Here is a 13,447-nt window from a genome sequence, read left to right as displayed (position 1 = left end):
TTTGAAATGAGCCAGCAGATTGCTGGCTCTTTTTTTAGCTTTAATTCAGCTTAGCTTGAGCCAACTTAGTGGGTTGTGATGTTTGAATGAGCTGAGTTTTTGGCTTAGCGGAACGTACTAAACTCACCAGTCCTTGCCATTGAATATCACTGTTTTGGGGGAGCCAAATATCGGGCTCAGTCCCAGCACCTGACAAGAGTTTTCCCTGGGCGTCATAGGTTAACGAACTACTGAATCTTATGTCTAACCCACTGTTTGGCAGTTTGAAATGGTACTGACGTGCAAAATCGCCCGAGGTTTTTTCACCAATTAAATTCGCCCTAGACCAAGATTTAGTGCGATAGGCAATCCACTCACATTCTTGGCGGCATTTGGGACTCACGAGCAGCGCTAAGCGATTTCGCCCTTCAGGAGTCACCGCAGGTTTAGTGCGAATATACCAAGGGCTGAATTTATCTTCATCGACTGAGGGTAAGTTGCGGGTGAGGGATTTTAGTCGAGGCACACTGTATTCGAGCGCAGCTAAAGGCTTAAAGTTGAGTGGCTGCAGATAGTCATTTCTCAGTTCCGGTGAGCGGCGATAGTGTGCAAATCCCATCACGTTCGGCGCTAAAGTGTTATTTAAATCAGCATCTTGATATCGCGATAATAGGGTCAATAACTTTGGGCTAAAACCACTAGCATCACGTAAGTCAATGATCAGTAGGGGATGCGTCATGCCCTTGAGCAGTTCTTGCTGTAGATCTCTATTTAATTCAAAGGCGTACAGATCACTGATTTTCAGTTTGACCGTAGTATTGTTAACCGTCTCTAATTGATATGGAACGTCTTGAAATTCGGAGCGCTCAAACTGAGACAACTGATTAATGAATTCTAAAACACTCATATCTTGTGTCTTATCTTCTTGATTACTTGCCGCTAATTGCGCCTGCGGTTCGTGGCTTGGCAGGGCGAGAGTCACCTGCTGGTTTTGCAGATCATCATTAATCAGCGTAACGAGCACATAGGGCTTGATGCTGAGCCCTAAGTCTTCACGCAGCAGGTTCAGTTTTTTCAGCCAAGGTAACTGCATTTCTTGGCTCTGTTTTGCAGGTTCAGATAAATAGGCTTGGCTGGCTGCTACCCATTTACTCATAGGTAAACCGTCGATATGAGTCACAAAGGGAAAGTCGTTGTTGATTGGACTATTACTGCTATCCAAAGCTAACCACTGGTCGTTAAGTGGTCGTAAGGTTAACGGGAGATCGCCACTTTGATCATCGAAGTCATGCACTTGAGCGCCGGGATCTTTGAGGCTATTGAGCAGTTTAGTGATTTCAGCGGCAAAGCGGTCATTGGGAGTCATATCTTGATACTGCTCGACAATCAGGCTCGCCATATATTTGAGTTGCGGACTGGCTTTATCGGGCGTTAACGCATAAAACGCTGAGTGTTGCTCGATTTGATCTAATAAGGCATAGAGATCTTGGCGTACCTCTTGCGCATTAAGCATAGGTGCAGTGTTATCTTTTGGCACAGCGAAAAACGCGAGCTTAAGTAAGCTCGCGAAAATAATGACACTGAGTAGCATGACTATGCTGCGGTAGCTAAAACTCATATTCCTCCATGATGTTAAGGCGTGGCTTCAGGGCACAAAAAGGTGTGCGACTATCGGCTTAAACGCCATTCGGATCAATGTAAATCGTCCCGCTGAGCCATAAACTCAGGTCCATCTGAGCAATTTAGCAGCAGGTTTTGTAGATTAGCAGCAAATTATGGCTGATTTTTGTACTCTGTCACTTTTATATTTGCTACAGAATATCGTTGAGCGAAATCCCGATACCAATACGTTGGTTGTGATAGTTGTAATCGATTAGGCTCTCGCCATAGCCATTAAAGTATTGAGTGTAAAGGCGTAAGTTACCGACGATAGGATAACTCCACGTCAGTTCTGCTGAGCCTCTGTCGATATCTTCTAGGTTTGTTTTAAGGGTTAAGGTGAATCTATGTTCATCGATACCATAGACACCAATAAACTCAGCTCTTCCTATGTAGTCATCAATATTGGGATTATCGTCACCGCGGGCTTGATGTGGATCTGTTTTTTCATCCTCAGGAATACGCCACCAGACTTTAGTTGAGAAGGCGAGTGGACCGGCATCAAAAATCATAGTGGCATAGAGTCGATTCCAGCTGCGAGAAAGCGGTCCTGATTTACCATTCGATTGATGCACAGCACCAACGCCCCAAAAGGAATTGGTCACACTGCCGATTTTCCAATCGTTATTAAACAGCATAAAGACTTCAGGCTCGTGATTGGTCTCACGGAACGGAGATGAGGTGTCTTTGTTATAAACCTGCCAATAGGATTGATTGGTATAGGCAAAGAATAAATGACCATTATCACCAAAGACATTGTACCAAATAGGGAATTTAAAACTGATTTGAAACTTAGCCTCGAACTCATCCAAAGTGTAGGGATTGATGAGGGCATCTTCAGCGAACGGTGCCATGTTGGGATCTGGGCTATAGGTCGCAGGTAAAATGTAATTCACTTTATGGGGTGTAATCACAAAAGGCAGTTCTGCCGTGGCAAGTTCATCTTTGACTCTTCCTTCTACTAATGATTCTTCGGCATTTATACTCGTACAAGCTAATAGCCCAGCCATTGCAATACCTGAATAAAGTCGTTTCATCGGCCCTCCTTGATGTGCTTATTTGTGTATTTGTCAGTCGTACTCAACAAAGATAGTTATGCCCAGCTTACCATTAGAAAGTGAATTTATGGTTATGTAAAAATTCTGCGTCATTTGGTGACAATTTATCTTGTTAGTGAGGTTTTCACCCTGTTGGGGCAGGTTTGGGTAGAATTTTTGGCAATAACATAGTGCCAGAATCACACACTTAGCTGAGCGGTGTTCGTTTTATACAACAGATGAATCCATATTAAGTTATTTAAATTCAACTGGTTATTGGTGTTTTGTGGCGTTTTTGATTTTGAAACTCAATATTTTTCCACTTTAAATCGACGTCAGTGATTTCTTTTATATCTAAATGATATAAAAACTAATAATTATCTATTTATTATGGAATATAAGACGCGCTATATTTCTACAGACTAAAGTGATCTTGGGGATGCTGATGGAAATTTTATCTTTACCGGGCCAAGCGGCCAAAGGCAAAGTCTGGCTGGTGGGTGCAGGTCCTGGTGACGTTGAGTTATTGACGTTAAAGGCATGGCGCATCCTTAAAACCGCAGATGCTGTGCTATACGACGCTTTAGTCAGTCAAGATATCCTCGATCTTATTCCAAAAGACGCTGAAAAGATTGCCGTAGGTAAACGTGCGGGTAAGCATAGCGCCGCACAGGACGAGATTAATCAGTTACTCGTTACTAAAGCCTACACCCGTAAAAATGTGGTGCGTCTTAAGGGCGGCGATCCTTTTATTTTCGGTCGCGGTGGCGAAGAGTTACAAACCTTAGTCGAAGCGGGGGTTGAGTTTGAAGTCGTCCCCGGCATCACCGCCGCCAGCGGCACATCGGCCTATGCGGGAATTCCCCTGACCCACAGAGACCATGCCCAAGGTGTCACTTTTATCACTGGCCATTGTCAGTTAGAGAGTCGCCCTATGGACTGGCAAGGTTATGCAAATCCTAACAATACCTTAGTCGTGTATATGGGGATTCTTAACGCCGGCATTATTCGCCAAGGTTTAGTCGATGCGGGCCGAAGCCCTGACACTCCCGTTGCGATAGTGTCAAAGGCGACCACTAAAGAACAACGTCGTTTTATCGGCCGTTTAGGTGAGCTCGAACAGCTTGCCGCCGATCCTGAATTACAAATGCCAGCCTTGATGATCATAGGTGAAGTGGTTGCGCTGAGTGACACTTTGCATTGGTTCAACCCTGAAGCGGTTGAATCGAGTCATGCCAGTGATGAGCAGACTCAATCGGTTAGAGTCTCGGCCGCCGCGTCGATAAGCTAAGCCACAAACAGTTAAAGATACTTAGCAGTTAAAGATGCTAAGCGTTAAAGATGTTAAGTAGTTAAAGATATTAAGAAAATTAAGCTAACCCATGCTGTGGCAACACGGCGAATTTAAGGTAAACGGAGAATAGTATGGCCGGGCGTGAATTAAGCCACTTACAACAACTGGAAGCCGAGAGCATCCAGATCATTCGTGAAGTTGCAGCCGAATTCGATAATCCTGTGATGTTGTATTCCATCGGGAAAGATTCTTCCGTTATGTTGCACTTAGCGCGTAAAGCCTTTTATCCGGGCAAGATCCCATTCCCGTTGCTGCATGTCGACACGGGTTGGAAATTCAAAGAGATGATCGCGTTTCGTGATGCGCAGGCAAAGAAATTTGGCTTCGAGTTACTGACGCACATCAACCCAGAAGGGTTGGCGCAGGGGATTAACCCTTTCGACCATGGCAGTGCGAAACACACTGACATCATGAAAACCCAAGGTTTAAAGCAAGCACTTAACCAATACGGTTTTGATGCCGCTTTCGGTGGGGCTCGCCGCGATGAAGAAAAATCTCGCGCCAAAGAACGTGTGTATTCGTTCCGCGACCGTCACCACCGATGGGATCCTAAAAACCAACGTCCAGAATTATGGCGCACCTATAACGGCGCGGTGAACAAGGGCGAAAGTATTCGCGTGTTCCCGTTATCTAACTGGACTGAGCTGGATATTTGGCAATATATTTATCAAGAAAACATTGAGTTAGTGCCTTTGTATTTTGCGGCTAAACGTCAAGTGGTTGAGCGCGGCGGTCAGTTAATCATGGCCGATGACGAGCGGATGAAGTTAGCCGAAGGCGAGCAGTTTAAAGAAGAATTGGTGCGTTTTAGAACCTTAGGTTGCTACCCACTTACGGCCGCCATGCATTCTGAGGCCGACAGCCTAGAGAAGATTATTGAAGAAATGCTGTTAACCCGTTCAAGCGAGCGTCAGGGACGATTGATTGACTCAGATCAAAGTGCCTCGATGGAGCAGAAGAAGCGTCAAGGCTACTTCTAATCTCGGCAAGGTTAACCCTATTTCGCGAAGGTGGCGCAAGTAAAGCGCAACCTTCAGCCAAGCAGATCAAGAGTGAGAATAAGATGGACAAAGCGGTCAATAAAACCAATCTCATGGCGGCAGAAATTACCCTCCATGGTGTGAAAGAATATCTAGCCCTGCAGCAGCACAAAGGCTTACTGCGCTTTTTAACCTGTGGCAGTGTGGATGACGGCAAGAGTACCTTAATCGGCCGCCTGTTACACGACAGCGCCCAGATCTATGAAGATCAATTGGCGAGCCTAAAGAGCGACAGCGCTAAGATGGGCACCACAGGTGAAGCTATCGACTTAGCCTTGCTGGTGGATGGTCTGCAAGCCGAGCGCGAGCAGGGCATCACTATCGATGTGGCTTACCGTTACTTTTCAAGTGATAAGCGTAAGTTCATCATCGCCGATACGCCAGGGCATGAGCAGTACACGCGCAACATGGCAACGGGTGCATCGACCTGTGATTTGGCGGTGATCTTAGTCGATGCCCGCTACGGCGTGCAGACTCAGACTAAACGCCATGCGTTTATCGCGTCATTACTGGGGATTCGTCACTTCGTTGTTGCCGTGAACAAGATGGATTTGCTTGGGTTTGACGAGCAAGTATTCAATCGTATTCGTGCTGACTTTACCGATTTCGTTAAAGATTTCGGTAACCTCGATATCCACTTTGTGCCGTTATCGGCACTTAATGGTGACAACGTGGTTGAGCGCAGTACTCAAAGCGACTGGTATCAAGGTGGTACTCTGCTGGAACTGCTAGAAACCATTGATACTCAACGTGAACTCAGCTCATTGCCAGTGCGTTTCCCTGTGCAATATGTGTCGCGTCCTAACTTAGATTTTCGCGGTTTTGCAGGCACTTTAGCCTCTGGCATTATCAATGTCGGCGACGAGTTAGTCGCTTTGCCATCGGGCAAACGCAGCAAGGTTGAACGCATTGTTACCTTCGATGGTGACATACAAGAAGCGGTTGCTGGCCAAGCTGTGACCATCACGCTGGAAGATGAAATTGATATTTCCCGTGGCGATTTACTGGCAAGACCGGATTCTGCACCTGCCGTCGCTAACGTGATCAGCGCTGACATAGTGTGGATGGATGAAAAGCCATTGCAACTCGGCCAGTTATACGACATCAAAGTGGCCGGTAAGAAGACGCAAGCCTCTGTGACTGGCATCGATTATGTGGTTGATGTTAATACTTTAGCGCGCAGCGCGACGGACACGCTTGGGTTAAACGCGATTGCTCGCGTGACCTTAGAGCTGACCGAAGACATAGTGTTCGATGCGTATTCGTTAGTACGCGATACCGGCGGAATGATCCTAATCGATCGCCTGAGCAATGCGACGGTTGCCGCAGTGATGGTGGTGTCGGGTCAGCATGTTAACAAACAAATAGCATCACAATTTAGTGCCTTTGAAGTTGAGTTTAATGCCTTAGTGCGTAAACACTACCCACATTGGCAAGCGATAGATATCTCTAAGCTTGGAGCTTAATTTGTGAGTGACTTGTGGCTGTTAGCGATTATTTTGTTAGGTCTTGTGGCTGGCTTAATTAGCGGCCGTATCAATCCAGCGGTATTGTTTTTATTTGCATTTTTGCTCTGTTATTTGCTTGGCATGGTTGCGCTCGATACCGCATTAACAAGCTTTACAAATATTGGCTTAGTCACACTCGTCCTATTGGTGTTGGCCGCGACGGCGTTAGAAAAAACCTCCCTGCTGGGAAAGTTGAGTCAAGTCATAGGCAATAGTTCTTTGCCTATGACAATGGCAAAGCTTGGGCTATCGACCGCCTTGCTGTCGTCCTTTACCAATAACACTGCGGTCGTGGCGTCGCTTATCGGGGTTGTGCGTCGCAATCAAGCACACGCACCCGCTAAGTTATTATTGCCGTTAAATTATGCGGCAATTTTAGGTGGCACACTGACCCTGATTGGTACCTCGACCAACTTGATTGTGAACTCCTTTGTGGAAAACGCCGGCTTACCCGCCTTAGGTTTCTTCGAGTTCACGCCGGTCGCTGTTGTGATCGTCGTCGCTGGCATCTTGTTATTGATCTTACTAGCGAACATTCTGCCCGACAGACGGGAAGAGTCGGGTGAAGAGGCGCTGCCTTACTTGCTCGAAGCCCATGTGGCAAAAGGCTCATCCTTAGTGGGTCGCAGTGTGGTGGATAACAAACTCAGGGCGCTGAAGAAGTTATATCTGGTTGAACTAGAACGCAGCGGCATTTGTATTTGCCCTGTGCCGCCCCAGTTAGTGCTGCAAGCGGACGACGTGCTGCGCTTCAGTGGTGCAGTCGAATCGGTTGAGTTATTGCATCAATTCGATGGTTTAGATTGGTTTGGTAAGCATCAAGCTAAGGGACAAAATTTAGTTGAAGCAGTGCTCGCGCCATCATCCAGTTTAGTCGGCAGTTCGTTGAAAGAATCGCGTTTTCGTGAGCAGTTCGATGCGGCCGTGATGGCGATCCGCCGCGGAAATCATCCGCTGAAGGGCGGGCTTGGCGACATTATTCTGCAACCCGGTGATGTGTTGTTATTGACGCCAGGCGATGGTTTCAGCAATAGCGCAAAATTGAGTTCAGAATTTGCGGCGATCAGCGGCTTAGATTTGAATGTGCGCTTAGACAGTCGCCGTGGTCGTTGGGTATTGCTAGGCTTTGCGGTCACGATCGTTTTGAGTGTCACCGGTGTATTGCCATTGGCTAAAGGTTTAGTGCTCCTGCTGCTGAGTTATTTTGTTATTGGCGCTGTTACTTTGGCAGAGCTTAAACGCCGTTTTCCATTGGAACTAGTGGTGATAGTGGGGAGTGCGTTAGGGCTCGCTAACTTGATGATGAGCACTGGCCTTGCGGACAGTTTAGCCCAAGGATTACTCTCGGTTATCAATGGTTATGGGGTGTTTGGCGCTTTTGTCGGTGTGTATTTTATGACCTTGTTGTTGACTGAATTAGTTACCAATAATGCTGCCGCAGCGCTGGCTTTCCCTATCGCCTACGCGATTGCGCTTAATTACGGTGTCGATGCAAGACCCTTTATTATGGCCGTGGTTTTTGGTGCCAGCGCGAGCTTTATTTCACCCTACGGCTATCAAACCAATTTGATGGTGTTTAATGCGGGTAATTATCGCTTCAGTGACTTCGTCCGCCTAGGATTGCCGTTATCTGTGCTGTATTCCCTGATAGTGATATTTATGGTGCCGATCATCTTTCCTTTTTAGTGATTAGCTTGAGTTTATTGCCCTTATGTTAGCCGTTTAACAACATGGGGATTGAGGAGTTTTTATGACAAATATCGTGTGGCATCAACATCCTGTAGATCAAGCCGCCAGAGCCGAACAGAAAGGCCAAAATCCAGTATTACTCTGGTTTACCGGACTGTCTGGCGCGGGCAAGTCGACACTGGCTGGTGCATTAGAGCGGGCGTTATTTGAGGCGGGATTCCACACTTATTTGCTCGATGGCGACAATGTACGCCATGGACTGTGTAAAGACTTAGGGTTTACGGTTGAAGACCGTGACGAAAACCTGCGCCGTGTCGGCGAAGTGGCTAAATTGATGGTGGATGCGGGGCTTGTGGTGTTATCGGCCTTTATCTCCCCGACCCGTGAGGAGCGCGATAGCATTCGTGCCCGTTTCCCTGCCAGTCAGTTCATTGAAGTGCATGTGTCGACGCCATTAAGTGTGTGCGAGCAGCGTGATCCTAAGGGGTTATATGTGAAAGCACGCAGTGGTGAAATCAGTAATTTCACTGGTATTTCATCACCCTATGAAGCGCCATTAGCGGCAGAATTGACCATAGATACCAGCAAAGGCGATTTAGCGACTCAAGTCCGCGCCTTAATCGATTATCTAACGGCAATCAATGTTATCAATGCCGATAAGGCTAAAGCGCTCGCCTAGTGTTATGACTAGTTATACCTAGCCATATCAAGCCAAGTTATGCCTTAGCAAGTGATTGAATGGTCATAAAAAACAGGAGCCTTGGACTCCTGTTTTGTTTTGGGCGCAATGCGTCCGCTATGTTCAATGCTGATATTCAAGCAACATGGTTTAAGCGCCGTGTTCAAACACCATAGTTCAAGCATCATGTTTAGACATCAAGTTTTAGCATCATATTCGGCCAGCATATTGGCCATCTATCGCCGTTGCGTATAACCGGTTAATTCAGATTCAGCTCGGCGGCTTCTGGGGCTGTTACTGGGATTGTTAGACTAAAAACGCTGCCTTTACCTAACGTACTGCTGACCGTAATTTTCCCGCCAAGAAGTTGGCTGACAAGTTGATAGGTTAAGTGTAAACCCAGCCCAGTTCCGCCATTTCCCCTACGAGTGGTAAAGAAGGGATCGAAGATTTGTTTCATTGTTTCCTCGCTCATTCCTATGCCATTGTCTGAGACTGTGATTTCGACTATTTGCTCTTCTATCATCTTTGCCGAGATTTTGATTTGACCATTAACTCGCCCTTCAAAAGCGTGAGTTATCGCATTGGTGACGATGTTTTCAAGGGATTGTCCGAGTGCGCCTGGGTAGCTGTTCAGTTCGATATTGGCATCAACGTCGATTTCGAGCTCATGGGATTGCTTCTTCATCCGCAGCCATGAGGTATGTAGCATGTCCTGAACGAGGCTCGTGAGCTTAAAACTACGGCGCTCTTCCCTTGTTCTATCGACGGCTAAGCGTTTGAAACTACTGACTAAGGTTGCGGCTCTGCTTAAGTTGGCTTGCACTATCTCCGCGCCTTCATGGAAGTGAATAAAGTAAGTATCAACATCAGATCGCTTAAGACCCGTTTCGAAGGCGGTTTGCAACTTAGTGCATTCATTTTTCATGCTCGATAACGTGACCTGTGCTGCGCCGACTGGGGTATTGAGTTCATGGGCGACGCCAGCCACCATCATGCCTAAGGATGAGAGTTTTCCCGTCTCGATTAGTTGTTGCTGAGTGTCGTGTAAGTGCTGTAACGATTCGGCTAACGCGGCATTGGATTGGGTGAGTTTTTGCTGTTGCTCGGTTAACTCTTGATTCAATTTGTCCCGTTCTCGCATGGACTTTGCAGCGCGCCAACAGATCCCACCGCCGAGTAACAGTAATAAAATCCCTAGACTGAGCGCTTCCAGCAGGCTGCGTTGATTAATCTTTGAGAGTTGATCATTGGGAACCCGTATCACGAGTTTCCAATCTTGGTCAGAAGTGTTGGTCGCATCTTGTACATTTTCATAATCCCAGAGCCCTTCGGGGGTGATAAAGGCGCCTTCGCTATCTTGGATAATCTGTTGCCAAGCATCGGGATTGAGCTTAGCTAAGGTTAATTCGGGGCGATTAAACATAAATGCCCAGGTGAGTTCGGGATTGGATGAGAGTAGCCAGTAACCCTCTTTATTCAGCAGTGAAAGCTCAACATTGCTGTTAGCTGTAATTTTGGCAATGGCGTCTAACATGGATTGGGCGAGAAAATTGAGGGCAATAAAGCCTTGGCGCTCGCCTGAAGGTAAAAACACGGGAGTGGTGACTCTTAATACGGGCTTGATTGGGTTTTCTATTTCTCCCTTTTCGACATTCAAATCTAAGGGCGAAAAGTAAAAGCTATTAGGGGCTAAGCTTAAACTCTGGATGGCGTAATATCGCTTAGCCTTCAATTGCAATAATGGTTTAGCAACTATGTGTGGGAGATTCTGGACAAGATTGACTCTGACTTTTTCTAAGGCGTTATTATCGAGCCAACGTACTTGATCGTAGTTTTGTGATGCGGCACTAAAGCTTTCGAAGAAATGTTCGACCTGAGTGAGATCTTGCTCATTTCCCGCCGCCGCATCGAGGAGTGTTTGATATTTAGCAAGAAATAGGGCGTCGCGCTTAATATTACCAATATGGTAGGCAATGGTTTTAGCTGCATCACCTAAAAGGGTGTTCGCCTCTTGGTATAAGGGCACCATGGCATCTTCATGGCGCTTTTGATAAAGCAAAGTGGTGAGTATCGGCACCAACAATAACCACGGCAGCATGAATCTGAGCCAGTAGCCCCAGAAGGTAGGCTGAGTCAATTGCGATGGCGCTGTCATAGTGGTGTTTTTTGGTAGTTTTTAAGCCAAGTTAATAACTCCGGTAGTGGCATGGGCTTAGCATAAAAGTAGCCTTGGGCATCGTGGCAGCCGCGGTCGCTTAGCCATTTTGCTTGCTCTTTAGTCTCAACGCCTTCGGCAATCACATTCATGTGGAAGCGTTGTCCTAACAAGATAATGCTATCGACTATCGCAGCGGCGCCATCATCTGAGGTGACATTGTCGATGAAGGATTTATCAATCTTAATGCGGTCGAAGGTCAGTTTACTGAGATAAGCTAACGAGGAAAATCCGGTACCAAAATCGTCAATTGCGATTCTAATGCCTTTTGAGCGTAACTCATTTAATTGCTTGCGGATGATCTCAAAATTTTGCATCGCAATCGATTCGGTGACTTCGATTTCTATCTGCTTGGGCGGGACTTTAGCGTCGGCAATGTGCTGCTTTAAAATATCAACGATGTTTTCCTGCTCAAATTGCATGGCCGATAAATTCACTCCCATACACAAATTGGTATAACCCGCTTCATTGAGTGCGCAGAGTGCTTGGCAAGATTGCACGAATAGTTGCTCACCGAGTTGGGTGATCAAACCTGTCGCTTCGGCAATGGGGATAAAATCCAACGGCGGCACATTTTGACCATTAGGTAAGGTCCAGCGAGCCAGCGCTTCAACCCCGACGACTTCACCTGTTTTAATACAGACTTGCGGCTGCAGTGCAATATGGATGTCATTACAGGTAATACTGTGTTGCAGCGATTGTAAGAGTTCGAAGTGATAGGCCACATTATCGTCATTGGCTTGTTGGTAAGTCACGTGCTGCCGAATACCCAGTTTTTTTACGGTTTTGAGGGCGGTATTCACCTGAGTGATGGCATCAACCGCAGTGCCATCGGCTAATTCTAGCGGCAGTGTGACTGTGCTGATATTGACCGTGATCTTCGATTTCCCCTGTTGATAGGGTTGAATAAAGAGTCGGCTAATAATGTCGGCGGTGACTAAGGTTTTAGGGCCGAGCACGGCAAATTTATCATCCTTGAGGCGGGCGACTAATACACAAGCATCAAAGTGTTCACGTAAACAACAGGCGACATGTTTGAGCATCTCGTTGCCTTGGGACGAGCCAAATACGCGATTAAAATCGGAAAACTTATCGATATCTATGAGCAATAAGTTGAATTTTTCGCGAATGTCTTCCGCCAGCACGCCTTCTAAGGTGCGGAGTAATACGTTGAGATTAGGGATTTTGACGAGCGGATCTTCAAAAGCAATCTTGTCTAGTTGGCTCATGAGCGACACGCTATGCAGGCCACCACAAATGTTCATGCTAAACACACGGATCAGTTCAGTTTCCGTGATATCCAGTGGTCTACCCGTCGCTAAATAGACAGCATAGTCGGCGCCAGCGAGTTCGTCGGGGAAGAAGAGGCAAGTAAAGTCATTTTCAATACGAGACTGCCTGCGGCTCAGGCAAAGTTCAAGTTGTGCTCGTATGTGTTGCTGCTCAAGCTGTTGTAACGAATGGCCAAAATACGGTTCAAACTCACACGATGCGGCAATGATTTGGTGGGAAATACCCTGTTCGGTTAATTCATTTGTCGATTTCACGCACACAATGCCGCCATGGGGCAGGTTCAATAAGGTCGATAACTGGCGCAACATCTTGCCGGAAAGCTCTTTGATATTGCGTGAGGTGTAGAGTGCGCCGCTGGACTCGGCAATCAGTTGCAAGCCACGCTTAGCATTGGCAATACTGCTAATTTGTTGATATGAACGCAGACTCGTAGTGAGGATAGTTTGCAGCCTATCGGCCGATAACTCAGATTTAGTCCAATAGTCGTTGATGTCGTAATCACGCATCACGTCGAAAATAGGGGCCATGCCGGGCTGACCTGTAAGCAGAATAATGCGGATTTTTTCGTTGCCGAGCACTTCCCTAATACCACGCACCAAACGTAGCCCTGCATCTTCGGTTTCCATCACCACATCGACTAAGGCGATCGCAAAATCATTTTCCTTCGCTAATACTTGGCAAGCTTCTGCATAACTAAATGCTTGGGTGAGCTCAATTTTGCAGCCGAGAACGGTGAGGGTAGATAACGCAAAGGCGGTTGAACGTTGGAAGTTTGAGTCATCGTCCACCGCGAGTATTTTGACTGTTTTTTGATTTTCGAGGTGTTGTGGTGAAGACTGTTCGTCTAAAAAAAAGACATCTTGTTCTTGGCTAATCATTCTCTCCATCCTTGAGATGCCATTCGCATCCTTATTCACTCAGCAAATAAAACGAGCATTTTTTATACATAGAGTATTTGCGACAGATGGGGTTTATTCAAGCAAATATTTTT

General features: G+C 46.5%; 9 protein-coding genes. 5 read left to right on the top strand and 4 right to left on the bottom strand.

The features are described 5' to 3' along the window. Window positions 1–40: 40 nt before the first annotated feature. The gene (locus DYH48_RS16650) at window positions 41–1,597 is read right to left on the bottom strand and encodes a S41 family peptidase (protein ID WP_115335392.1); all 1,557 of its coding nucleotides are present in this window, start codon (window positions 1,595–1,597) and stop codon (window positions 41–43) included. Between the two features lie 193 nt (window positions 1,598–1,790). Beyond that, on the bottom strand, window positions 1,791–2,675 hold the full coding sequence (locus tag DYH48_RS16645; RefSeq protein ID WP_006082886.1) for a phospholipase A: 885 nt from the start codon (window positions 2,673–2,675) through the stop codon (window positions 1,791–1,793). A 445-nt stretch (window positions 2,676–3,120) separates the two neighbouring features. On the opposite strand from DYH48_RS16645, the gene cobA reads away from it, so the two are divergent. From cobA to cysC, 5 genes are all read left to right on the top strand, one after another. Next, a complete protein-coding gene (cobA, locus tag DYH48_RS16640) occupies window positions 3,121–3,966 on the top strand; it encodes a uroporphyrinogen-III C-methyltransferase (RefSeq protein WP_115335391.1) in 846 nt (281 codons plus the stop codon). 134 nt (window positions 3,967–4,100) lie between these two features. Further along, the gene (cysD, locus tag DYH48_RS16635) at window positions 4,101–5,009 is read left to right on the top strand and encodes a sulfate adenylyltransferase subunit CysD (protein WP_012586925.1); all 909 of its coding nucleotides are present in this window, start codon (window positions 4,101–4,103) and stop codon (window positions 5,007–5,009) included. A gap of 83 nt (window positions 5,010–5,092) precedes the next feature. Next, a complete protein-coding gene (gene cysN / locus DYH48_RS16630) occupies window positions 5,093–6,535 on the top strand; it encodes a sulfate adenylyltransferase subunit CysN (RefSeq protein WP_115335390.1) in 1,443 nt (480 codons plus the stop codon). A 3-nt stretch (window positions 6,536–6,538) separates the two neighbouring features. Then, window positions 6,539–8,263, top strand: a complete 1,725-nt coding sequence (locus DYH48_RS16625) for an SLC13 family permease (protein WP_011847640.1) — start codon at window positions 6,539–6,541, stop codon at window positions 8,261–8,263. 64 nt (window positions 8,264–8,327) lie between these two features. Further along, window positions 8,328–8,945 carry an adenylyl-sulfate kinase gene (gene cysC, locus DYH48_RS16620; protein ID WP_006082881.1) on the top strand — a complete coding sequence of 206 codons (618 nt, stop codon included), beginning with the start codon at window positions 8,328–8,330 and terminating at the stop codon, window positions 8,943–8,945. Window positions 8,946–9,204: 259 nt separating this feature from the next. On the opposite strand, the gene DYH48_RS16615 is transcribed toward cysC, so the two are convergent. Both DYH48_RS16615 and DYH48_RS16610 read right to left on the bottom strand, forming a co-directional pair. Continuing rightward, window positions 9,205–11,103 carry a sensor histidine kinase gene (locus DYH48_RS16615; protein WP_115335389.1) on the bottom strand — a complete coding sequence of 633 codons (1,899 nt, stop codon included), beginning with the start codon at window positions 11,101–11,103 and terminating at the stop codon, window positions 9,205–9,207. Further along, window positions 11,100–13,334 carry an EAL domain-containing protein gene (locus DYH48_RS16610; protein ID WP_115335388.1) on the bottom strand — a complete coding sequence of 745 codons (2,235 nt, stop codon included), beginning with the start codon at window positions 13,332–13,334 and terminating at the stop codon, window positions 11,100–11,102. Before DYH48_RS16610 ends, DYH48_RS16615 begins: the two co-directional genes overlap by 4 nt. Window positions 13,335–13,447: the final 113 nt, after the last annotated feature.

Origin of the sequence: Shewanella baltica (assembly GCF_900456975.1) — a bacterium.
Classification (GTDB): domain Bacteria; phylum Pseudomonadota; class Gammaproteobacteria; order Enterobacterales; family Shewanellaceae; genus Shewanella; species Shewanella baltica.
The sequence above is the reverse complement of the archived record's forward strand: the minus strand, read 5'-3'. Positions and strand labels throughout refer to the sequence as shown.